Origin of the sequence: Paenibacillus sonchi (assembly GCF_016772475.1) — a bacterium.
Taxonomy (GTDB): Bacteria; Bacillota; Bacilli; order Paenibacillales; family Paenibacillaceae; genus Paenibacillus_AQ; species Paenibacillus_AQ sonchi.
On sequence record NZ_CP068595.1, the window covers coordinates 2,252,755 to 2,276,377 of the forward strand.

Consider the following 23,623-nt stretch of genomic DNA (forward strand, 5'->3'; position numbering starts at 1 on the left):
TTTGACAGGAGGTCATTATGAAGGCTCATTTATCGATACAGAAACTGACGAAACGTTACAAAACTGGCGACGGTGTCACTGATATTTCACTGGATGTGAAGAAAGGAGAGATGATCACCCTGCTTGGCCCTTCCGGCTGCGGTAAAACGACGGTGCTCCGCAGCGTCGGCGGGTTCCTGGACCCGGACTCCGGCGACATCATGATCGAGGGAAAAAGCGTCTTGAGCGCTCCCCCGGAGAAGCGGCCGACATCCATGGTGTTTCAAGGCTATAATTTATGGCCGCATATGACGGTTTATGAGAATTTGGCCTTTGGCCTCAAGATCAGGAAAATCCGGAAGGCCGAACGCGATAAAGCAATTTCAGAGGTGCTTGAGCTGGTCCGGCTGCCCGGCTCGGAGAAAAAATATCCCGGGCAGCTGTCAGGCGGACAGCAGCAGCGTATTGCGGTGGCGAGATCGCTGCTGCTGAAGCCGGCGGTCCTGCTGCTCGATGAGCCATTCTCCGCCCTGGACGCCAAGCTGCGTCACGAGATGCGTGAGGAGCTTCGGGAGATCCAGGCTGAGCTTGGACTGACGATGGTGTTTGTCACCCATGACCAGGAGGAGGCATTATCCATTTCCGACCGGATCGTAGTCATGAACCATGGACAGATCGAGCAAATTGCAACACCGCAGGAAATTTACGACGAGCCGAAATCCTTATACGTCGCTCAATTTATCGGGAAAATGAATTTTATGAAGGGGGTGATCACTGAAGAGGGCATTCAAGTAGGTTCGCTTCACTTTCCCAATGCCGCAGGCCTTACAGGCGAAGTCACTGTAGCGGTTCGGCCCGAGGATATTGTATTGGAGAGCTCAGCAGGAAGCGGGCTTCATGGAATCATTAAACAAATTATGGTGCTTGGGCATTATGCCGAGGTTTCTGCCGACATCCGGAATCATGGCGTGATCCGGGCCTTCATGGCCCGTGACAAGGTTAAGAAACTGCAGCAGGGTCAAGGGATTTCCGTCCAGTTCTCGAAAATTTTGGCGTATCCGCAAGTATAAATCCATTTCCAAGACTTTTATAAATTCATAAATCCTGAGGAGGCATTTGTGTATGTTGAATAAGAAAAAGGCTCTATCCCTGACGGCAGGTCTGGTTCTGGCGGGTGCTGTGCTGGCTGGCTGCGGCTCTGATAAAAAGGCCGAATCCGCTGCGGACGGGGGCGGAAATTCCACTTCAGCTCCAGCCGCTTCATCGACAGAGTTCACTTTTTATTATACGGGTTCGCAAAATGTGGATGATTTATGGAAAACGCTGATTCCGATGTTTGAAGCGAAGAACCCGGATATTAAGGTTAACCCGGTCTATGTTGCTTCCGGTACAGCCGCTCAGCCTACCTATGATAAAATCATGGCTGCCAAGCAGGCGGGCAAAGGCTCGGGCGGTGTTGATCTCTATGAAAGTTCAATTGATGACGTAACTAAAGGCAAAAATGATGATCTGTGGGATTCGCTCAGTGCCGGTCCGATTGCTAACTTGAATAACGTTGACCAGCAAACCATGAAAGACGTATCCAACCTGGCCGTTCCTTACCGTTCGTCTGCGGTAGTCCTCGCTTATAACAGCGATAAAGTTACTGCGCCTCCGCAAACACTGGACGAGCTTTACGACTGGATTCGTGCCAATCCGGAGAAGTTCGCTTACAATGATCCGTCTACCGGCGGTTCAGGCAGCTCGTTTGTGATTACGTCAATCTACAAATTTCTGCCGGAAGAGGCCATCCACAACTCCGATCCAAGCATTGAGAGCCAGTGGACGCAAGGCTTTGATCTGCTGAAGGACCTGGGTAAATATGTATACGGAAAAGGAATTTATCCGAAGAAAAACCAGGGAACACTCGACCTGCTCGCCAGCGGCGAAGTAGACATGATTCCTGCCTGGTCGGATATGGTTTTGGACCAGATCGCCAAGGGGCAGCTGCCGGCTTCCACCAAAATGCAGCAGGTGACGCCAGGCTTTAATGGCGGCCCTACTTATCTGATGGTGCCTAAGCTTTCTGACAAAAAAGACGCGGTGTACAAATTCCTCGATTTCACGCTATCGCCTGAAGCGCAGGCAGAGGTTGTGAATAAAATGCAGGGCTTCCCGGGCATTAAGCTGTCCAATATGCCGCAAGACATCCAGGACTCCTTCAAAGGCGTGTCCGAAGGCTACCGGACATTCAGCCTTGGGGATCTGGGCAAGGATATCAATCAAAGATGGCAAAGTGAAGTTGCTGCCCAATGAGCAGACAGGCAAAAAGGGGGCTGCTGGGGATTTCCCTGGTGCTCCCTTCCTTTCTAATTCTGGTGTTTATCGTCGTCCTGCCTATTATAGGCTCTTTGAAGGAAAGCCTCACGAATGATGGGGGCGGCTACGACCTGTCCAATTATAAATTTTTGTTTACGGACAAGCTGATGCGCTCCAACATCATTTTCACTCTTGAGATCACCGTGATTTCTTCCCTGCTTGTACTGGCTATCAGTTATGTTCTCGCGGTCTATATGCGTTTCAATAACGGCTTTGCTGTGCGCTGGATCCGCCGGATGTACATGATTCCGATCTTTATTCCTACCGTGATTACTACTTACGGCCTGATGCAGCTGCTCGGCAATCATGGCTGGGCGGCGCGGATTTTGTACCATCTGGGGCAGGACAGCCTTCCGCGGATAATTTACGACATGAAGGGTATCATTATTGCAAATTTATGGTTCAATATCCCGTTTACGACGATGCTGCTGGGCTCCGCGTTATCGTCCGTGCCGGATTCCGTTATTGAAAGCGCCAAGGATGTAGGCGCAGGACGGCTCCGGATTTTCTGGAGATTAATTCTTCCATTGACCTATAAGACACTGCTGGTGGCGGTCACCTTCGTGTTTATGGGTGTGATCGGTTCCTTTACAGCGCCATATCTGGTGGGTCCCAATGCTCCACAAATGCTCGGCGTGTCTATGGAGCAGGTCTTCGGTGTTTTCCAGGACCGTCAGCTTGCTGCAGCCTTGGCCTTCTTCACCTTCCTGTTATGCTCGTTTATCGGATACTTCTACGTCCTTTCCATGATTAAAGAGGAAGGGATGCGGCGGTCATGAAAACGACATTCGTGGATGTACGGGGCAGAGTGACGTCTGCAAGCTCGAGATCGCATATTATCCACCGGTTCTTTCTGGCTTCGGCGGGAGGGCGGCTAGGGATCGATTTTTGGTACGGACCCAAGCAGCTGGAAGATTTGGAGAAAGCGCGGGCTTTGATCGAACGCAGTATTGATCTCTATTTTGAAGAAGAAACCATAGCACAGGCCAAAGCGCACTTTAAATCGTATTTGCCGCTAAACAATCTGATTACGGTCTCGGTTGACAGTCCCAATGGGCATCTTGGTGCTGCGCACCGGCATGATCCGGAACAGTTTCTCTATATTTCCAGACATGAAGCCTCTCCCGGTCTTGTCTGCGGGGATATCGTGGCGGGAATGTGGGAGGTTACCTTAAGCCTGCATGCCATCGTAACCGATTACTGTGAATATTCGCTGCAAATCTGGCAGGAAGAGGAGGCGGCGCAATGACCTGGATAGCCTGTGAGCTTCATACACATACGTTCCACAGTGATGGCAGGCAGTCTTTGAACGAGCTGGCTTTGGGAGCCAAAGCGCTTGGTTTTGACTGTATTGCCCTGACCGACCACAATACGATGGCAGGACTGGTGCACAAAGAACAGATAGAACGTGAAACCGGCCTGTTGATTATCCCGGGTATGGAATGGACCACGTTCTTCGGGCACATGGTTACAATCGGGGTCAAGGATTACCAGGATTGGCGGAGGGTGGGGCCGGGAGATATCCATGCCGGACTGGCCCGGGTTCATGAGCAGGGCGGCCTTGCCGGCATGGCTCATCCTTTCCGTCCGGGCGGTCCGATGTGTACGGGCTGTTTCTGGGAGTTTGAGATCCGCGACTGGAACGAGATCGATTATATCGAGGTCTGGTCCACGACCTTTGCCCCGGTGAAGAAGAACAACATCCGTGCTTACCGGCTGTGGACGGACAAATTGAACGAGGGGTTCCGGCTTGCCGCTACTTCGGGAAGGGACTGGCATTTCCAGGAGCAGACGGATGCTCCCTTATCCGTGACCTACTTGCGGATTCAAGAAGGGGAAGCGCCTTTTACTGAACGGGCGATAGCAGCGTTGTCCTCCGGCCGGGCTTCCGTCACCTTGGGACCCAGGCTTGATCTCGAAGTGGATGTGAACGGGGAAGTGTATCAAATCGGTGATGCAATAAGTAGCTCCGACGAAAGAGAACGGCGGGCGTCTGTTAAAGTTCTGGTAGATTTCACCTCCCGCCATGAGCATTGGCATTTGCCGGAGCAGTCATATACGGTCAGTCTGAAGAGCAATTTAGGCGTATTGTCCGAGCAGGCCGCGATGCCGGAGCAGTTTCCGCTTCATGCTGAAATCTCCGTTCAAGGCTTGCTGTGGATGCGCGCCGAGCTGTGGGGTGTTATTCAGGGTGTGAGAACGCTGATTGCGTTTACGAATGCCATATATTTCGATTGAATAAAGAATTTATCCAACAAGAAGGCGAGGGATCAGAATGGAGGCAGAAGGAAGGAAACCCTTCCCGTTCATAACAGCGCATACCGGCTGCATGGAGACGCTGGACAATACCCTGGACGCCGTGCGGATGGGGATTGAGCTTGGAGCGGATATCGTTGAGGACGATGTACGGGTGACGAAAGACGGAATTGCCATACTGGCCCATGATGATATCTGGACCACGGCAGCGGGGCGGAGCATCAGCATCTCAGAGACGAATTTTACCGAGCTGAAAAATGTGGAGGTCGCAGTAGATTATGCCGGCAAGCAGGGCAGCATGACCTTCAGCACGCTGGAAGAGATGCTGCGGCTAATCAAGCCGACCGGAACCATTGCCAATCTCGATCTGAAAGTGGATGAAGCCGTGGACGCTGCTGCAGAACTGGTCCATAGCTTAGGCATGCTGGAACAGGTCTTTCTGTCAGGCTGCGAAAGGGAGCGTGCCCTGTTGGCACAGCGCAGACAGCCTCAGCTCAGAAAGCTGCTTAATGCAGACATCCGGCTTTTCAGAACCTTGCCTTATGAGTTTGCGGTGGAACAGACCTGCCGGGAGGCACTGGAGGCTTCCTGTTTTGGAATCAACATTTATCATGAAGTTGTGACTCCCTGGTTTATGGAGCGCGCCCGTGCTTCCGGGCTGCCCGTGTATGTCTGGACCGTGAACGAAACGCAGCTTATGGAGCATTACGCCGATCTTGGCGTTGCCTCCATTACGGCCCGGAATGTGCAGGCATTGGCAGACTTGAAGCAGGCGAGGGCCAATGAAGCATGACCTTATTGACCTCGATCTAAACTAACCTGGAACAGGAGAAAAGGCTTGAGCAGCGGAATCTGCATCAAGCCTAAAACCTCACTTTAGGTACTCATCTTCCCCGCTTCGCGACTACCTGAAAGGCTACCCCGAACTTGTCGGTGACCATGCCGTAAGCGGGGCTGAAGTATGTGGGACCCAGCTCGATCTCGACTTGACCGCCTTTTTGTAAAGAGTGGTACAGCTGCTCAGCCTCTGCGGTATTGTCAGCCGTGATGCAGATGTTGATGCCATTGCCCGGAAGCAGCGCCTGTCCCTCCTCCAGATCAGCCACAAAGAAATCCGTTTCCCCCACACGCAGCACAGAATGGGCAATGCGTGCCTTGGCTTCCTCTGACATCGGTGCATCGGGCTTCTGCGGCCCTTCTCCGGCGGTTTGCTTGAAGAGCAGCTTCGCTCCCAGCACCTCCTGATAAAATTCAATCGCCTGCTGTGCATGGCCGTCGAGCAGTATAAAAGGGTTCAGCTGTAATGTCATATTCCAATCTCTCCCTGCTGTTGAATTTGCCCGCTAAAGCTGGGCTATGAGTTCATTGTAGAGTATAATAGTGACAAGTATTGTCACAAATAAAATTATTGGAGCTATGATATGTCAAAATCCAAACGGCTGCTGGATCTGATGATGACCGTCAACCGCAAGCGAAAGTTCACTGTAAAAGAGCTGGCAGGGGAGTTCGGCGTGTCCCCGCGGACCATCCTCAGGGATTTGCAGGAGCTTGGGGAGCTGGGTGTTCCGCTCTATTCCGAAGTGGGGCCGCATGGCGGCTACCAGGTGTTGAACGAAAGAATCCTCCCGCCGATTGCGTTTACGGAGGAGGAAGCGGTGGCGATCTTTTTTGCCAGCCATGCCTTGCGCCACTACAACTACCTGCCCTTCAAGGAAGAGTCTGTAGCCGCATTGCAGAAGTTTTATCATTATATGTCCGGGGATGTCCGCGACCGTATTGACGAGATGAAGCACCGGATTGATTTCGTAACCCCCGCCAGACAGGCAGAGTTTCCATATCTCGCTATTCTGCTGGAAGCCGCCACAGGACAGAAAGTGCTGCAGATTGATTATGAAACGAAAGGCAAACGTATGGACCGGGCCATCCAGCCGATCGGTATTTATGCCAGCAATGGGCTGTGGTATTGCCCGGCCTATTGTTTCCTGCGGGGCGGCATCCGCGTGTTCCGCTGCGACCGGATGCATGCGGTGAAGGTTGACACCGCAGGTCTTGCGCCGCTGGATCTGCGGCATGTGCATCTGGGGAACAGGGAAGCTTACGATCATGTCCAGCAGGGAGCTGAACAAGAAGGGCAGAAGGAACCTGGGCAGGTAGCAGACGAGAGGCAGGGGCGGGTGCCAACCAATGACAAGGAACTGTCCCGGTTGTATATTGAGCTGACCAAGGAGGGGGTTCAGGCATGCGAGGCCGAGCTCTGGTCAGCGTCCTTGCTGCATATCCGCGAAGACGGCACCGGCTGGCTGGAAGGCGATGTCCCTCGCGAAGACCTGCCATTCTTCGCCCGGTTCGTGATTGGCCTATGTAACGAGGCTGAGGTACAGGAGCCGCAGGAACTGGCCGGGAGGATTAGGGAGCTGCTTGCTGAAATGCTGGTGAAATACAGTTAAAAATCACCAATTCCTTTATCAAACGTCTATTAGTTCAAGAAGGGAGACATTCCGATGAGCCACAAGCAGCATTACACCATTGGACAGATAGCCAAAGAGACAAACTTATCGATTCACACGTTAAGGTACTATGAAAAAGAAGGAATTGTGCCGTTCGTGAAACGGAACGACAGCGGCTTGCGCGTCTATGAAGACGAGCATATCGAATGGTTCAAATTTATCTGCTGCCTTCGCCAGACAGGGATGTCGATTGCCCAGTTGAAAGAATTCGCCGCCCTCTCCCTGGAGGGAGACGGAACAATTGATGAGCGCATCCATCTCCTTGGTCAGCAGCGCAGTGCAATAGAATCACAGGTGGATACACTAATGTCTTATATAGAGATGATTAATTTCAAAATCAACATGTATGCGAATCAAAAGGCCGAGCAGGCCGATTAAATGGCCCCCGTTCTGTTCTGTACACCCTATGGTTGTACCGGATATCGGTCTGCGATGTACATCTAAGGATCCCACAGTGGATATTCAGGCTTTAATTTGCTGGCTTCGTCCAGCCGGGTCATTTCTCCTTCACTCAAAACCACATTGCTGGCCCTAAGATTGTCCCGCAGCTGTTCCGGTCGTCTGGCGCCTACGATAATGCTCGTAACAGCCGGTTGCTGCAGCAGCCAGGCCAGGGCGATTCCAGCTACCGTGGACTCCCGTTCCTCTGCGATCTCCTGCAGAACGTCAATCATCGCATAGCCCTGCTCCCGGTCAACCGGGGGAAATCGAATTTCGTGCGGCGGTCGTCTTCCCCTCCTTGTGTGTTCCGTGAATACTTGCCGGAGAGAAAACCGCCTGCAAGCGGACTCCATACAAGTAAGCCCATCTTCTGATCTTGAACAACAGGGATAATGTCCCGCTCAATATCACGGCCTGCAAGCGAATAATAAGACTGGTTGCATGAAAGCTGCGGAGTCCCAATTGGCGGGAAATGCTGTTCGCCTTTACGATTTGCCACCCCTGCAAATTGGAACATCCGATATACCTTACTTTACCGCTGGTGACTAGATCATCGAGTGCACGCATCGTCTCCTCCCAATCGGTTAAAGGGTCCAATCCGTGAATCTGGTACAGGTCGATATAGTCTGTACCAAGACGCCGCAAACTCGCCTCCGCTTGTTCCAGGATATGGCCTCTGGATAAGCCGGCCTGATTGATGCCCGGTCCCATGCGGAACCTTACCTTCGTGGACAGTACGACCTCATTTCTTTTACCTTTCAAAGCGCGGCCTACAATCTCCTCGGACTCCCCCAAGCCATACTGATTAGCTGTATCAAAGAAATTGATGCCTGCTTCGATCGCTTCATCTACGAGCTTTTGAGCTGCGCCGTCGTCAGCGCCCCCATAACAGCGCTCATCGGAAAGTCCTTGCCGCCAAATGTCATCGTACCCAGACAGAATTCGGATACCAGCAGACCGGTGCCGCCCAACGTCTTGTAATTCATCCATCTTCACTCCTCTTAGATATTGTTCTGCTTGAGCAAGAATAGAATAATATCTAGAGTGAACTCTAGGTCAAGCGTTGCTTTGTTTTATTTCGAAAAAAATAAAGCGGATAATTAATGGGAAGCCGTTACAGTGATATTTTCCATATCAGGTTTTTTTTGCTTGAGGGTAAGCAAGGCAACGATGATCCCCAGCAGTGTAATAACAGCCGAGAGGATAAAAGCGGTGTGGATTGCCTGGTTGAGATCTGCAGGAACCATGGTTTCCAACGTAGCGTCCGAACCCAGACTTGCAGTAATGAACGCCATAATGACAGCGAGACCAATGGCACCGCCAATTTGCTGGCCGGTTGAAATGACCGCGGAAGCTACACCCTGTTCTTTAGGATCAATTCCTGTACTGCCTGCGATGAACATCGTCGTGAACACAAGCGCTTGGCCTATGCCAATGATAATCGTGCCGGGAATGATTTCCCAGGCAGAGCCGGTTTCAGATAGCTGGGTAAGCAGCAGGAAACCGATAATCCCCAGCCCCATCCCGGTTGCTACCGTACCTGCCACACCTGCACGCGTCAGCATTTTATTAATCAGCCGGGCACCCAGGAAGGCGCTGAGTGTCAGCGGCAGGAAGCTGAAGCCGGATTGTATGGCGGAATAATGCAGAACACCTTGCGTATACAGCGTCAGGAAGTAATACAGCGTGCCGAACGATGCTGAGAATAAAAAGGCGGTTAACGCTGCTCCGGTCAGATTGCGATTGCGGAATAAGCGAAAGGAAAGCAGCGGTTCCCTGGTGCGTTTTTCAATGACAACAAAGGCCAGAAGAAGGGTAGCGCCTATAAGAACAAACGGCAGCGTACTAAGGCTTAGCCAGCCTTCTACCGGAGACTGTATCAGATAATACACGATGAGCAGCATGCCTGCCGTCACTGAGACTGTGCCCGCAGCGTCATAATGCTTGGTCCCGGTGGAAACCTTGCTTTCAGTGAGGACCACTGGTGCAAGAAGAATGACGATCAGAGCGATGGGTACATTGACAAAGAATGTGGCTTCCCATCCCACGTAGCTGGTTAAGACGCCACCGAGAAGTAAGCCCAGAGACATCCCCACACCGCCCATGGATGCCCAGATTCCCATTGCACGGTTACGCTCGCTTCCCTCGTGAAAATTGGACATGATCAGCGACAGTGTTGCCGGAGATAACAGTGCTCCGCCAAGGCCCTGCAGTCCTCTTGCCAGGATCAGTATAAGCTGAGATTCAGCCAGGCCTCCAAGTAATGAACCTAGCCCGAAGAGAGCCATAGCAATCATAAACATCCGCCTTCTGCCCATAAGATCCGATAAACGGCCGCCAATGAGAAGAAATCCGCCAAAGGCAAGTGAATACGCACTGACCACCCATTGCAAATGGTTCGCCGAGAATCCAAGTGCGTTGCCAAGTGAAGGCATTGCCACAAAAATGATTGTATAATCAAGAGCCATGACTAACTGTGAGATGGCAAGAATAAATAAGGCCAATCCTTTAAATCTGACAGAATTCATTCAGTTTACCTCCTTATATTTGACTGTTCAGTCCGAAAAGTACAAAAATGAATGAAGCGGATTAACGCTTCAATGGGTCTCAAGCACAGTTAAGGTTACCGCTGTAATTTCTTCCAAGGTCTTAGGATCATTCGTCAGTTTGGCCGCTTGTGTCAACGCATACCGTGCATGATACAAATATCGCGCAAGTGCACGCACATCCTGATCTGGACTCAGCTCGCCTTGATTTTGGGCACGGACTAAAGCCTGGTATAGCGCATTTTCCAATCGAACCCGGTCTTGTTCAAAAAGTGCTGCGATCTCGGGATCATGAGGAACCTGATCAATCGCACTATATAAAATAAAGCATTCCTTGCGCCGCTCTTCATCTTGTAGTGTCGCAACAATTTCATGAAAAATATCGGAAATCGACTTTTTTACAGATTCTGTTCGCTCTAAGTAGGTGACGACAGCAGAAGATTTTTCATCAACATAATGCCTTACCGCTTTAACAAAGAGATCCCGCTTCGTACCGTAGGTGTCGTACAGACTTTGGCGGGCTATACCCAGTCCATCGAGTAAAATCTGCAATGATGTCCCCTCGTAGCCATAGTGTCCGAATACTTCCATCGCCCTATGCAGTACAAGAGTCGTGTCAAATTCCTTGCTTCTTGCCATTTGGGTTGGCCCCCCTTTCACTCCACCTATACTATCTTTAGCGGACGTTCAGTCAAGATGATTGCTTCTTGATCCAGTTCTGATACTCATTGTGATTTTCCTCCAGTCATTTTGTGGGATTTATTATCGGACCATTCAGTCCGAAAGTATCAAAAAAATAATACTTCCCTTAAATTGTTACTCTTAATAAGCCGTGGACCTTATTGTGCACCTCCTTTGCTTTACGGGTTCATCTTATCATTTTCGGACCATTCAGTCAATAATAATTTTGAAATGATTTATCTATACACACAACCGGTTCTGCATTGTTATGGATTTCTTGCAGAACCGGTTTTCAGATTTAGCAGTTAACAATTCCACACCCCGGCCAGGCGCCGGATGCCCTCCTCAATCCTCTCCCCGGCAATGCCGCCGAAGCCCAGAATAAATTCCGGCGCATCATGCTCTGGCCTGCTCCACCATGTATAGGACATGGGCGTAACACGGATACCTGCCGCTGCGGCCTTTTCTGCGAGCTGGCGGGCACTGCCGCCGCTGTGAAGGGTGAGCAGAATGTGGAATCCTGCCCCTTGACCGTGTACCGCTGCGGTTTCCCCGAAATTCCGCTGGATCGCGCTCAGAAGCAGATCATGTTTCCTCTGGTAGACCAGACGCATTCTCCGCAAATGCTTCGCAAAGTGCCCCCTCTCCATGAAATAATGCAGCGCAATCTGATTCAGACGGGAGGCGGAATGCTCCAGGTACAGCTCGCTTTTCAGGCGGTGATAGTCCGGGACAAGCGGCTTGGGCAGCACCATGTAATGAACACACAGCGCCGGGGCCAGCGATTGGGCGAAGCTGCACATATAGATCACCGGACTGTCTTCCAAGAGTCCCTGCAGGGCGGGAATCGGCCGTCCATGATAGCGGAACTCACCGTCATAATCATCCTCTATAATATAGCCGCTGTTCGTCCGGGCCCAATCCAGGAGCGCCAGCCGCTTCGCAATGGGCATCACCATCCCCCGGGGGAACTGGTGGGAAGGCGAGAGGTATACGGCATTAGCTCCGCTTGCGTATAGCTGCGTTACGTTAAGCCCGTCTTCCTGCAGTTGAAGGGGCAAAATCTGAAAGCCATGCCGCTGGAATGCCGCAGGAAGCAGGTGGTATCCCGGATTTTCAATCGCAAGCTTCATCGCCTTCTCCTGAAGCAGGAGTGCCAGAAGCGAGCATAGCGTATACTGGTCGCCGCCAACCACAACCTGCTCTGCTGTGCAGCGCAGCCCGCGGAACTGCCGCAAATGGGCGGCGATGCTCTCCCGCAAGGCAGGTTCCCCCTGCGGATCGCCATATTGCAGCAGATCGGGATTGGCCAGCTGCTCCTGATAGAGGCTGCGCCATATTTTATCTGGAAAGAGGGAGAAGTCGTTTCGCGAAATATGGAAATCATACGGGTAGGTCCTGGAATCTCGCGGGGTAATGGGCCGGAGCGTAAGCGGTGAGCGGTCTGGCTCTGCTGCGGCTCCGCCCAGCCCATGCACCTGCTGTACATAATATCCGCTGCGCGGCTTGCTCACGATGAACCCCTCGGACAGCAGCTGCTGGTAGGCCAGTTCTACCGGAGTGGTGCTTAGCTGAAGCTGGGCGGCCAGGATCCGGATGGAGGGCAGACGGGTGCCCGTTGGGAGCGAGCCGCTGATGATCGCTTTTTTGAAATAGTCATATAGCTGTATGTAGTAAGGCACTCTGTCAGTGTCGCTAAGATTCGGGACAAGCAGCATAGAAACTCCTATCTGTCCTTCGAAAAAGGACGGTTTTGTCTATTTGTAAGTATACAATTTTGCCTTATCATAGAGCTACATTAACGACAGGGGATGAAGAGAATGAGCAGGAACTCCGGCATGTTATGGGGGAAAAGGTGTATCTGCGCCCGCTGAACGGGGAAGACGCCGAGCTGTACTACCATATGTTCTACGATGCGGAGACCCGCAGGCTTACGGGAACGCAGAAGCATATTACGAAGGAGCAGATCGCGGCATATATTGAGCGCAAAGCGGAAGATGACAGCGGGGTGCTGCTGCTGATCGCCCTTAAGGACACCGATGAGACCATCGGGGACATCGCCATTCAGGATATGGACCGCAATAACCGTACAGCAAATCTGCGGATCGCTATTGGAGACGAAGCCCATCAGGGAAAAGGTTATGGCCGGGAAGCGCTGCTGCTGCTGCTTGATTACGGCTTCGGAATTCTGAATCTGCACCGGATTGAACTCGAGGTTTACGCATATAATAAACGCGCAGCGCATGTGTACGAGTCCATTGGTTTTGTCCGGGAGGGTGTGCGGCGCCAGACGCTTTTCTATAACCATGAGTACCATGATGTGATAATGATGAGCATGCTTGAGAACGAGTACCGGGAGCGCTACATATCCACGAAGGTCAAATAAGGTCAAAAAGTGAAAAACACTAAAATTTGGTTTAAAAAATGAGCTGAAATGCCGGATTTTCCCGGTTTTTCGGCTTATACAGGTTTTGTCTTCCCCAGGAGGGGGGCTATAATGAAGCCATAGGTCAAATAAAGTCAAAGTCAAATGAGAGGAGAATGTACAATGTTTGATTTGGTTCCTTTTGGAAAACGAAGAGATGATGCTTTTGGTGTGCTGGCCAAGTCCCTGAATGAAGTGTTCAATGATGATTTTTTTGCACCCATTAAAAGCTCCACGATGTCCTTCCGTACGGATATCCGAGAGAACGAGCAGGCGTATCTGATTGAGGCCGAACTGCCCGGCTTCAAAAAGAAGAAATCGACATCGATTACGCCAGCCCTTATTTGACGATCAAAGCGGTACGCAAGGAAGACAACAGTGAGGAAAACAAGGACCATCAGGTGGTGCGCAGAGAACGCCGGTATGGGGAGTATGTCCGCCGGTTCTATGTGCAGGATGTTGCCGAGGATGGAATCCGCGCTTCGCTGAAGGACGGTTTGCTGACCCTCTCCGTACCGAAACAGCAGAAGTCGTTAGGCAAACGCATTGAGATTCAGGATAATGGTTCTTCCGGAGAGCAGCTTCAATAAAAGCTTCATTACAAGCTTCAATAAACAGGAATTTGGCTAATGCGGCGCTATGCGGCAGGCCTCCGGGGGAAGCGGAGCGCGTTGCTGCATCGCCGCAGTGTAGAAGCGGAGGTTCAAGTCCGGCTGGATCGGCTGGTAAAAGGGTTTCCCGGGCCGGCGGCCAGCGCCGTTCCCTCTAAGATCCCTGCAGGAACAGCGGATTCACCGGGCTTTTCATATAGCACCATCATACAGGCGCATTGTAGTGGGGATTCCGGCTATGGTGCGCCTTTTTACGGAATTGAAATTTATCTGTATTGCAGCAGATTCCACGGAAGCAGCGATTTAATCAGGCCGGAAAACAGGGTAATAAATAATAAAGAACAGATGGATGATACGGCTCAGCTTATGAAAGGAGGAGATACCGTTGGCGGCAAACTATTACGAAGCTTTGGGTGTAGGGGAAAAGGCCTCTAAACAGGAAATTAAAAAAGCCTACCAGAAGCTTGCCAAGAAGTGGCATCCCGATGTTAATAAAGCACCGGAGGCGGAGGCCAAGTTCAAGGAAGCGGCAGAAGCGTATGAGGTGCTGGGCAATAATGAGAAAAGAAAAGCCTATGATGAGGAGCTCCGCTACGGCTTCGGCGGCGCAGCCAGGGGCGGAACCCGGCGCAGCGGAGCATCTTCGTCGGCGTATGGGGATTCGTCCTTTGGCGCGGGGTGGGGCGGAAGCTCCTCCTTCGGCGGGAGTATTCCTGATGATGATTTGTTTGGAATGTTTTTTGGCAGCCGGGGTGCGGCGGACCGGGCGGGATTTGATTTCTTTTCGGGCAGCGGCAGCCCATTCGGCGAGGCCCGCAGCACGATGCAGGCGCAGCTTGAGATCTCACTGGAGCAAGCATATAAAGGCGGCAGCATCCGGGTCCAGGTGGGCGGTAAGGATGTGAACGTCAGCATTCCGCCGCGTTCTGCTGAGGGGACGGTTATCCGGATTCCCGGCAGCAGCGGGAATGGGGCGGGGCAAGACGGTGATCTGCTGATCTCCCTGCATCTGCTGCCGCATAACATTTACGAACCGGACGGCGGAGATCTGTACGGCACTGTGGAGATTGCGCCTTGGCAGGGCGTGCTCGGCGGCGAAGCCAAGGTTCCGCTGCCGGACGGCAGCAGCGTGAAGCTGAAGGTCCCGGCCGGGATGGCGGGCGGTCAAACGCTGCGCCTCTCCGGCAAGGGGCTGAAGCGCCCGAATGGCGCGAACGGAGACATTCTGTTCGCGGTAGAGATTGTGATTCCAGCCGGGCTGACCGAGGCGGAGAAAAAGCTGTACCGCCAGCTGGCCGAAGCTGGCAGTTTCCAGGCCGGGCCCAGACGGAAGGGCCCGGGAGCTTCGCGGCGCAGAGCCGCGATGGGCTAAGCGCCGGGCGGGCGCGAGCCCGGCGGGACTTGACGGAAACAACGGCAGAAGTGCCGTTGTTGGGCGTCCCGCAGGCGGGCGATAGGAGGAAATCAGAGGTAAAAGTACCTTTGAATTCGGTGTAGGCGGGCGATGGGAGGAAATGAGAGGTAAAAGTAACCTTGATTCGCCACAGGCGGCTATTGATGGGTTGAAACAACGGCAGAAATGCCGTTGTTAGGCTCAACGAGGCCGTGATCGGCGGAAACAACGGCAAAAGTGCCGTTGTTAGGCTCAACGAGGCCGTAATCGGCGGAAACAACGGCAAAAATGCCGTTGTTAGGCTCAACGAGGCCGTGATCGGCGAAACAACGGCAAAAGTGCCGTTGTTAGGCGCAACGAGGCCGTGATCGGCGGAAACAACGGCAGAAGTGCCGTTGTTGGGCGCGGCGCAGCCGTGATCGGCGGAAACAACGGCAGAAATGCCGTTGTTAGGCGCGGCGCAGCCGTGATCGGCGGAAACAACGGCAGAAATGCCGTTGTTAGGCGCGGCGCAGCCGTGATCGGCGGAAACAACGGCAAAAATGCCGTTGTTAGGCGCCCGGCAGCCGCCCAAACAGGCCTGCCATCGGCGCGGGCGGCCGCCCAAGCGCCGGCGAACAAGCAAAATACTGAAAGGTGATGAAGGAGATGGACTTCAACAAATTAACACAAAAGCTGCAGGAGGCGGTTGCCGCAGCGCAGTCGCTGGCAGCGGCCGCCGGGCATCAGGAGATTGACAATCTCCATCTGCTCAAGGCGCTGCTCCAGCAGCATGAGGGTCTTCTGCCGCGTTTGCTGCAGAAGATGAATATACCCGTACCCGAGCTGCTGCAGGGTACGGAGGCACTGCTGCAGCGGAAGCCTAGCGTCAGCGGCTCCGGGGCAGGGACAATGCGGCGGTATGCATCGCCGTCGCTGATCGCTGTGCTGGAGCAGGCGGAGAAGGAAGCCGCGCAGATGCAGGATGAATTTGTGGCGGTGGAGCATGCTGTGCTGGCGATGGTGTCCGATTCCAGCAGCGGGAACCGGGAGCTGCGCGGGCTGTTTACCAGCCGTGGCGTGACGCGCGACAAGCTGCTGGAGGTGCTTGCGGAGATCCGCGGGCATCAGCGTGTGACCAGCCGTGAGCCGGAAGTGACCTATGAGGTGCTGGAGAAATACGGCCGCGATCTGGTGGCCGAGGTTCGGGCGGGCAAGATTGATCCCGTCATTGGGCGCGATGGAGAGATCCGCCGGGTGATCCGCATTCTCTCCCGCAAAACGAAGAACAACCCGGTGCTGATCGGGGAGCCCGGCGTAGGGAAGACAGCGATTGTCGAAGGGCTCGCCCACCGGATAGTCCGCAAGGATGTGCCGGAGGGGCTGAAGGATAAGACGATTTTTTCGCTGGATATGAGCGCGCTGATCGCCGGGGCCAAGTACCGGGGTGAATTTGAGGAGCGGCTGCAGGCGGTGCTGAAGGAAATCCGCGAAAGCGACGGACGGATCATCCTCTTCATCGATGAGCTGCATACGATTGTCGGCGCGGGCAAAACGGAAGGCGCGATGGATGCAGGCAATATGCTGAAGCCTATGCTGGCGCGCGGCGAGCTGCACTGTATCGGTGCGACGACGCTGGATGAATACCGCAAATATATTGAGAAGGACCCGGCGCTGGAACGCCGCTTCCAGCAGGTGCTGGTCAGCGAGCCGGATGTGGAGGATACGATCTCGATTTTGCGCGGATTGAAGGAACGTTTCGAGGTCCATCACGGGGTGAAAATCCATGACAGCGCACTCGTGGCCGCCGGTGTATTGTCGAACCGGTATATTACGGACCGGTTTTTACCGGATAAGGCGATTGACCTGGTCGATGAAGCCTGTGCGATGATCCGTACGGAGATTGATTCCATGCCGGGCGAGATGGATGAAGTGACCCGCCGCCTGATGCAGATGGAGATCGAAGAAGCGGCGCTCAAAAAAGAAACCGACGACGCCAGCAAGCGCCGGCTGGAAACCCTGCAGCGTGAGCTGGCCGATCTCAAGGAAAAGCACCTGGGCATGACGGCGCGCTGGGAGAAGGAAAAGTCGGCCATTCAGGGTCTGCGTGAGCTGAAAAAGAAGCTGGAACAGGCCCGCAAGGACCTGGTAGATGCCCAGGAGGTTTACGATCTTAATAAATCTGCCGAGCTGAGCTACGGCATTATCCCCGATCTGGAGCGGCAGCTCAAGGCAGCGGAGGAGGCGGCGTCGCAGGATCAGGAGAGCCGGCTGCTGCGAGAAGCTGTGACCGAAGAGGAAATTGCGGACATCGTGTCCCGCTGGACGGGAGTGCCTGTAAGCAGACTCGTGGAAGGCGAGCGGGATAAGCTGCTGCGGCTGGAGGATACGCTGCATGAGCGGGTAGTCGGGCAGGAGGAGGCTGTCCGGCTGGTAGCCGATGCTGTGCTCCGGGCGAGAGCGGGCATCAAGGACCCGAACCGGCCGATTGGCTCATTCCTGTTCCTGGGCCCGACCGGGGTAGGTAAGACGGAGCTGGCGAAAGCGTTGGCCGTATCGCTCTTTGACCGCGAAGACGGCATGATCCGCATTGATATGTCGGAGTATATGGAGAAGCACAGCGTTTCCCGTCTCGTCGGTGCGCCTCCTGGTTATGTCGGCTATGAGGAAGGCGGCCAGCTCACCGAAGCGGTACGCCGCCAGCCATATACCGTGGTGCTGCTGGACGAGGTGGAAAAGGCCCATTCTGATGTGTTCAACATCCTCCTGCAACTGCTGGATGACGGACGGCTGACCGATTCACAGGGCCGGATGGTAGACTTCAAGAATACGATTATCATCATGACCTCGAACATCGGCTCGCCGCATCTTATCCAGGGGACCGATGACAACGGGGAGCTTACGAATGCGGTCAAGGACCGGGTCATGAAGGAGCTGAGCGGCCATTTCCGGCCGGAGTTTCTGAACCGTGTGGACGACATTGTGATGTTCAAGCCGCTCCAACTGGATGAGATTGAACAGATTGTTGTCAAATTGGTGGACGGACTGCGCGTGCGTCTGGCTGAGCGCGGCGTTGGCCTTGCGCTTAGCGAAGCGGCGGTACGTTTTATCGCCAGGGAAGGCTTTGATCCGGTATACGGCGCAAGACCGCTGAAACGGTTCATCCAGCGTAGTCTGGAGACCCGTGTTGCGCGCGCACTGATCGCCGGTGAGGCGGAAGAAGGCTCAGTGATGGAGGTCAACGAAGCGGGAGGGGAACTCTCTGTATCGATTACACATCCGAAGTCTGCGGAGGCACTTGGTTCTGTGCAATAACGCACCCTAAAAGGCTGCACTTTCAGAGCCGAAATAATTATACGGAAGACAGTTAGACGGCTAACTAAGCCCTCTCGTAAGGGGTATATGCTCCACACCAACAAGCGCCCGCAAGCCGTAAGGCCGGGGCGCTTATTTATTTAAATATAAGAGTTTATATGCTTCACGTAATAAATTATCCTTATATTTCTCGCTGAAACGATACCGTCCTGTAAAAGGACGGCGTAGCCGTTTCTACTTGTGTCCATTAAGCTATCAACTGCCTACATCAGCTGGCCTCTTGTCTTCAAATGGCGGTACAGCAGATAAGCCGAAAGGGAACATAGCAGGGCGCATAGCCCAATGAAGCTGTAGCCAGCCTGCAGTCCGCGCAGCAGCCCGATGCCGTCCTCTTGTCCGGAGGAGAACACCTGCTTGATCCACTCAGTGATCGCACCGATGAAGTAATTGCCCAGCACGCTGGCTACACCGATAAGGGTGACAACGAAGGTGATTGCCGTATCACTTCCATTGCGGTAGCGGTCGGCGATCAGCGCCATAACTGTCGGGTAGATCGGCGCAATGCCGAGGCCGGCGACGGCAAACAGGACAGCTCCGGGTTCTCCTGCCAGGATCGCAGCGAAGGTGCAGATGCCCGTGAAGGCAGAGAACAGAATCAGCGACAATGCAAAACCGATCTTGTCCGTCAGAGGGCCGAGCACAAGCCGGGCGAGCGTGAAGCAGAGAAAGAACGCAGACAGCATGCCGGCAGCAGCCGGCGTTTCCCAGCCGTAGGCTTTTTCCAGGAAATTGACCAGCCAGCCGCCAACGGCCAGTTCCGAAATGACACCGAAGGATAGTATGGCGACCATCAGCCAAATTACGGGATCACGGGAGATCGACGAGAGGGGATACGATGCTCCGACAGGGTGGTGTCCCCGGAAATTTGCCGAGAAAAGCCGGAAGCATCGGAATCACCGACAGCATGAGAATAAGCAGGTACACGCCGCGCCAATCCAGCAGGTGGCCGAATACCGTCACGGTCATCAATCCGGAAGAGAGCAGCGGAGCAACTGTTGAGCTGAGGCCGTAGAAAAAATGGGACAGGTTCATCATGGTTCCCGTATTTTTTACAAAGATTCTTGTCCCGAGCACGGCGAGCCCGATCTCCAGCATACCATTGCCGATATACATCAGGAAAAAAGATCCTGACAGCGCCGGATAGCTATGGGAGAGGAAGATGAACACACCGGATATGGCCATGGAACCGAAGGAGAGCAGGCTGACTGCCTTGATGCCGATCTTGCGGATCAGCAGGGCGGTAAACGTGCACGCCAGCAGATACCCAAGGGAGTTCAGGGACAGCAGAGTGCCCAGCTGCATCTCATCAAGCCGCAGATCGCTCTGGATGCGCGGAATGGCAGGACCTTTGATATTTTCAGAAAAGCCGAAGACCAGAAAGCCGATGAATACGGTCAGCAGCTGCAGCGTATAATTGCGTTTGGATGAAGCGGAATTAAGAGACAGGTCAGCTTTCAAAATGTACCTCCTGAAGTTTAAGTGCGCCGGATTAAGGGTCAAACCGCATGAGGCTCATTATACCACCGTTCACTCTGTCCAAGGAACCAAATTTGGATGCGGATCAAGAATGGACATATATTGCTCTTTCCAGCCGTATTGCCCATCGGGATCATGCAGCATATAGCGCAGATATTTATCCAGCCGGTATTCCGCCTTGGACCACCCCAGATGCTTCAGCCGCAGATTGCTTAACAGATGGGGAAGCTCAAAAATATTCTCCGGCAGCCGCCCGCAATGCTGCGGAAGATCATTCCACGCAAAGTTGAAATCTTCACGGTAGCGGAGCAGAAAAGGCCGGTACCGCAGATGGGAGCGCCAGTACTCATCTTCACGGTAATGCCGGTCGTCCCAGAAATCGTACAGCCGGAAGCAGAACAGGTCACAGCTCTCTTCACGAAGCAGGCTGTCGATATCACTGGCAAACCTGTCTTCAAAAATCTCATCCGCATCCAGATTGAGAATCCATTCAGGATCGCTCTTCACAACCTCCTCCCACTGCTGCCTGCGCAGCTCGGCTTCATTGCTGAACTTGGAGACGCTGTTGCGCACAAGGCGCAGCGGAATACCCTGCAGAACCTCGCGGCAGATATCAGCCGTGTCATCGGTGCTGCCATCGTCAATGATAACGGCCTCGTCGATGTACTTGCGGTGCATCTGCAGAACCTGCCGCAGGAAGCGCCGGCCTTCATTTTTGGCCACCATGGTTAAGGTCAGCTTCGGCCGGGGGGAGTGCCCCGCTCTGTAAAAGCTGCGGCAAATTCAGCCGCGGCCCGGCCGGCTTTTTGGCCGCCTGTCTCCTCTTGCTGCAGCGGGTCCTTGCTCAGGCGCTGCCGGGCCTCAGCCTCCGTCGTGAGCCGGATGAAATCCGGCACCTTGTCAAGGTCGCTGTCTCTGTACAGGTGCAGTGCGGGATAATGGGTATCCACATACAGCGGGATACCCAGAGCGGCGGCACGGATGCAGAAGTGGCGGTCCTCGCCCCAATAAGAGATATTGCGGATCCGGTCATAGCTTGCGCCTGAAGCAATGGCCCGGCTGCTGATCAGGGTGCAGGCACCCAGCCCGCCGACCTCATAAATGCCCGGCACCTGCAGTTTGGCCAGGAATGCATGGAATCTGCGATTGATCTCTTCCTGGCTGAGCTGTTCGCCCGGCTCTGCATCCCATTGATTGTATTCATCATGCATCCAGACCTGAGGCTGCAGTATAGTTCCCGGTTGCCACTGTGTCCAGAACACCTCGGAAACAATATCCCTGCCGGTTCCGATCAGATGCAGGAGGGTGTCCGGATGCAGAATCAGATCGGAATCGATCAGGAACAGGTAATCGTAGCCGAAGGCTTCGGCCCGCCGGATCATCAGGTTTTTGAAGCCCGCCACCTTCCAGACCAGGTTCGAATTCCAGAAATGGGTGGTATCGTTGCGGATATAGGCATCATGAAGCCCGGAGGATTGGAGGAAGACTTCATTTCCGCTGGCTGCGAAGGTACCGAGCAGGCGGCTGGATTCTTCCTCGTCGTTGTCATCGATCAGATAGAAATTCAGTTCCAGACCCTCGCGCCGCAAGCGCAGCAGGGAGTCCAGGAACTCCTGCAGAATCTGCGGCTTTTGGTGAATCGGGCTGCCGATCAGCACCCGCTTCTTGCTCTCGCTCATTATGGTCCACTCCAGTACAAAGAGGTGTAATGTTTATATGTATTCAATATATTTACAGAAGTACTGGACTAACCCTTATTTTAGCGGGAATCCGGTAAAAGATTGGGTCTGCGGGTGGAAGGTTGTTTAGCACCGCCCATGGGAGTGGAAGGCCTCTAAGGGCCCGCAGGCCGGTTTCCTGCCTGTTACAGTTATGTTAATTCCAAACCATTGTAATTCCTAGTATTCCGATATATAATTCAAAAACAAAGAGTGAAGCTGCTCATAGACAATGGAGGAGAGAGATATGCGTAGAGGGTTATCTGGGGTTATAGCTATAGTATTGTTAACATTTTTGATTAGTGCATGCTCCGGGGGAATAACGCAGCATCACCGGCAGCAAGCGGTACACCTGCGGAATCACAGCAGCCGGCTGCGGGCGAAGGGCCGAAAGATGGAGGAAGCCTGATTATCGGAGTTGCAGCCGATCCGGTAGTGCTCAATCCGAATTATGCGGGCGACCGTGTCAGCCTGACCATTGACCAGGCGCTGTACGCGCCGCTGTTCCAGGTCAACAATGGGAAGAAAACCTTTTATCTGGCGGACAGCCTGACACCATCTGCCGATAATCTTACCTATACATTGAAGCTGAAGAGCGGACTTACCTGGCATGACGGGGAGAAGCTTACAGCCGATGACGTAGTGTTCACGATCGAGAAGATTCTGGATGAGAAGCAGAACAGCTTCCTGCGGGCCAACTTCCTGATTAACGACAAACCGGTCACAGCCACGAAGGTGGACGATCTCACTGTGGAATTCAAGCTGCCGCAGGTCAGCCCGGCCTTTGAAGCTACGCTGGTGCAGGTAACTCCGATTCCCAAGCATATTTTTGAGAACGAGGCTGATATTGAGAAAAGCACCAAAAATGCTGCTCCGGTGGGCTCCGGTCCCTTCAAATTCAAAGAATACAAGGCAGGCGAATATCTGACGCTGGAACGTTTCGACAACTACTTCGGCGGCAAGCCGCACCTGGATTCGGTCACTTACCGGATTGCCAAGGATACGAATGCCGCGAACCTGGCCCTGCAGAATGGCGAGATTAACGTGCAGTACCTGGATCCGAAGGATGTAAGCACCATTCAAGCTACCAACAACTTTGAAATCCTGCCTTACGCCGAAGGGCGCTTGTCCTATCTCATGTTCAATGCGAACAGTGATACCGGTGCCCTGGCCAAAAAAGAAGTCCGTCAAGCCCTGTCACTGGCGCTCAGCCGTGATGAAATTATTCAGACCGCCTACACTTCGGGCGAATATGCCGATCCGGCCAAGTCTTTCCTGACCCCGGATGCACTATACTTCACTAACGATGTGCCTACCTACGATAATGATCCAGCCAAGGCCAAAGAACTGCTGCAATCGGCAGGAGTCAGCAATCTGAAGCTGAGATTTATCGTACAGAGCGGCAACAAGGCGCAGGAAGCCATCTCGCTGTACGTGCAGCAGAAGCTGAAGGCAATCGGCGTGGAGGTTGAACTGCAGAATATGGATTCCTCTGCCTGGGTGCAGAAGTTCATCGACCTGAAATCCACCGATTATGAACTGGCCCTGACCGGCTATATTATGGGCTATGATCCGGATGCTTACCGCATTCTGTTCACCTCCGGAGCGTCTTCGAACTATTCGCATTATGCAAACCCGGAAGTCGACAAGCTGCTGAATGAAGGTGCGGGTGAAGCCGACACAGCCAAACGTGCGGAAATTTACAAAAAAGCGCAGGAGCTCGTCGCCCAGGATGCGCCGATCTATCCAATTGCTTATACCAAAACCGTTGTCGCTGTATCCAAGAACTATGGCGGTCTTGAAGAAGCGGTGCTGAAGCCTGTTGTTATTTTCGAAGACCTGTCCAAGATCTACCAGAAATAAGCGCGGGGAAAATAA

The 23,623-nt window shown here is 53.4% G+C and carries 19 protein-coding genes and 5 pseudogenes; 14 read left to right on the plus strand and 10 right to left on the minus strand.

The features are described from left to right. Positions 1–17: 17 nt before the first annotated feature. From JI735_RS10375 to JI735_RS10400, 6 genes are read left to right on the plus strand one after another with little or no spacing between them, the layout of a single operon-like run. Positions 18–1,049: an ABC transporter ATP-binding protein gene (locus JI735_RS10375; protein ID WP_039832331.1), complete on the plus strand. Its 1,032-nt coding sequence runs from the start codon at positions 18–20 to the stop codon at positions 1,047–1,049. A gap of 52 nt (positions 1,050–1,101) precedes the next feature. Beyond that, positions 1,102–2,274: an extracellular solute-binding protein gene (locus JI735_RS10380; protein WP_039832330.1), complete on the plus strand. Its 1,173-nt coding sequence runs from the start codon at positions 1,102–1,104 to the stop codon at positions 2,272–2,274. After that, positions 2,271–3,116 (plus strand): ABC transporter permease, encoded by an 846-nt coding sequence (locus JI735_RS10385; protein ID WP_039832329.1) that lies wholly within the window; start codon positions 2,271–2,273, stop codon positions 3,114–3,116. Before JI735_RS10380 ends, JI735_RS10385 begins: the two co-directional genes overlap by 4 nt. Beyond that, complete coding sequence (locus tag JI735_RS10390) at positions 3,113–3,586, plus strand: hypothetical protein (protein WP_039832328.1); 474 nt, start codon at positions 3,113–3,115, stop codon at positions 3,584–3,586. The genes JI735_RS10385 and JI735_RS10390 overlap by 4 nt, the downstream gene beginning before the upstream one ends. Continuing rightward, the gene (locus tag JI735_RS10395) at positions 3,583–4,575 is read left to right on the plus strand and encodes a CehA/McbA family metallohydrolase (protein WP_039832327.1); all 993 of its coding nucleotides are present in this window, start codon (positions 3,583–3,585) and stop codon (positions 4,573–4,575) included. Before JI735_RS10390 ends, JI735_RS10395 begins: the two co-directional genes overlap by 4 nt. Positions 4,576–4,612: 37 nt before the next feature. After that, the gene (locus JI735_RS10400) at positions 4,613–5,386 is read left to right on the plus strand and encodes a glycerophosphodiester phosphodiesterase (RefSeq protein WP_039832326.1); all 774 of its coding nucleotides are present in this window, start codon (positions 4,613–4,615) and stop codon (positions 5,384–5,386) included. 91 nt (positions 5,387–5,477) lie between these two features. On the opposite strand, the gene JI735_RS10405 is transcribed toward JI735_RS10400, so the two are convergent. Beyond that, a complete protein-coding gene (locus JI735_RS10405) occupies positions 5,478–5,903 on the minus strand; it encodes a VOC family protein (RefSeq protein ID WP_039832325.1) in 426 nt (141 codons plus the stop codon). A gap of 111 nt (positions 5,904–6,014) precedes the next feature. On the opposite strand from JI735_RS10405, the gene JI735_RS10410 reads away from it, so the two are divergent. After that, entirely contained in the window at positions 6,015–7,040 is a 1,026-nt protein-coding gene (locus JI735_RS10410; protein ID WP_039832324.1) for a helix-turn-helix transcriptional regulator, read from the plus strand. A 54-nt stretch (positions 7,041–7,094) separates the two neighbouring features. Continuing rightward, entirely contained in the window at positions 7,095–7,478 is a 384-nt protein-coding gene (locus JI735_RS10415) for a MerR family transcriptional regulator (RefSeq protein WP_039832323.1), read from the plus strand. Between the two features lie 62 nt (positions 7,479–7,540). On the opposite strand, the pseudogene JI735_RS36855 reads toward JI735_RS10415, so the two are convergent. The 6 genes and pseudogenes from JI735_RS36855 to pdxR all read right to left on the minus strand — a co-directional run bounded on the left by JI735_RS36855 (position 7,541) and on the right by pdxR (position 12,486). Then, positions 7,541–8,058, minus strand: a pseudogene (locus JI735_RS36855) (aldo/keto reductase). A 23-nt stretch (positions 8,059–8,081) separates the two neighbouring features. Continuing rightward, a pseudogene (locus JI735_RS36860) lies at positions 8,082–8,381 on the minus strand (aldo/keto reductase); the annotation flags it as partial. A gap of 8 nt (positions 8,382–8,389) precedes the next feature. Further along, a complete protein-coding gene (locus JI735_RS35520) occupies positions 8,390–8,527 on the minus strand; it encodes a hypothetical protein (RefSeq protein WP_233476553.1) in 138 nt (45 codons plus the stop codon). A 114-nt stretch (positions 8,528–8,641) separates the two neighbouring features. Next, positions 8,642–10,069, minus strand: coding sequence for an MFS transporter (locus JI735_RS10430; RefSeq protein WP_039832322.1), 1,428 nt, complete (start codon positions 10,067–10,069; stop codon positions 8,642–8,644). Positions 10,070–10,138: 69 nt separating this feature from the next. Continuing rightward, positions 10,139–10,726: a TetR/AcrR family transcriptional regulator gene (locus tag JI735_RS10435; protein WP_039832321.1), complete on the minus strand. Its 588-nt coding sequence runs from the start codon at positions 10,724–10,726 to the stop codon at positions 10,139–10,141. Between the two features lie 347 nt (positions 10,727–11,073). Continuing rightward, positions 11,074–12,486 (minus strand): MocR-like pyridoxine biosynthesis transcription factor PdxR, encoded by a 1,413-nt coding sequence (gene pdxR, locus JI735_RS10440; RefSeq protein WP_039832320.1) that lies wholly within the window; start codon positions 12,484–12,486, stop codon positions 11,074–11,076. A 125-nt stretch (positions 12,487–12,611) separates the two neighbouring features. Between pdxR and JI735_RS10445 the strand changes: the two genes are divergently transcribed. The 5 genes and pseudogenes from JI735_RS10445 (at position 12,612) to clpB (ending at position 18,491) form a co-directional block, all read left to right on the plus strand. Further along, positions 12,612–13,154: a GNAT family N-acetyltransferase gene (locus tag JI735_RS10445; RefSeq protein WP_202677360.1), complete on the plus strand. Its 543-nt coding sequence runs from the start codon at positions 12,612–12,614 to the stop codon at positions 13,152–13,154. Between the two features lie 162 nt (positions 13,155–13,316). Then, positions 13,317–13,783, plus strand: a pseudogene (locus JI735_RS10450) (Hsp20/alpha crystallin family protein). Positions 13,784–14,189: 406 nt separating this feature from the next. Further along, positions 14,190–15,176, plus strand: a complete 987-nt coding sequence (locus JI735_RS10455; protein WP_039832316.1) for a DnaJ C-terminal domain-containing protein — start codon at positions 14,190–14,192, stop codon at positions 15,174–15,176. A 385-nt stretch (positions 15,177–15,561) separates the two neighbouring features. After that, positions 15,562–15,837, plus strand: a complete 276-nt coding sequence (locus tag JI735_RS10460; RefSeq protein WP_202677361.1) for a hypothetical protein — start codon at positions 15,562–15,564, stop codon at positions 15,835–15,837. A gap of 8 nt (positions 15,838–15,845) precedes the next feature. Continuing rightward, positions 15,846–18,491 carry an ATP-dependent chaperone ClpB gene (gene clpB, locus JI735_RS10465; protein ID WP_202677362.1) on the plus strand — a complete coding sequence of 882 codons (2,646 nt, stop codon included), beginning with the start codon at positions 15,846–15,848 and terminating at the stop codon, positions 18,489–18,491. A 263-nt stretch (positions 18,492–18,754) separates the two neighbouring features. Here the strand turns inward: clpB and JI735_RS10470 are convergent. The 3 genes and pseudogenes from JI735_RS10470 to JI735_RS10480 form a co-directional block, all read right to left on the minus strand. After that, positions 18,755–19,997 (minus strand): annotated as a pseudogene (locus JI735_RS10470) (MFS transporter). An 81-nt stretch (positions 19,998–20,078) separates the two neighbouring features. Next, a complete protein-coding gene (locus tag JI735_RS10475; protein ID WP_202677363.1) occupies positions 20,079–20,753 on the minus strand; it encodes a glycosyltransferase in 675 nt (224 codons plus the stop codon). Positions 20,754–20,761: 8 nt separating this feature from the next. Further along, positions 20,762–21,706, minus strand: a complete 945-nt coding sequence (locus JI735_RS10480) for a glycosyltransferase family 2 protein (protein ID WP_202677364.1) — start codon at positions 21,704–21,706, stop codon at positions 20,762–20,764. 286 nt (positions 21,707–21,992) lie between these two features. Here JI735_RS10480 and JI735_RS10485 point away from each other — a divergent pair. Next, positions 21,993–23,608 (plus strand): annotated as a pseudogene (locus JI735_RS10485) (ABC transporter substrate-binding protein). Positions 23,609–23,623: the final 15 nt, after the last annotated feature.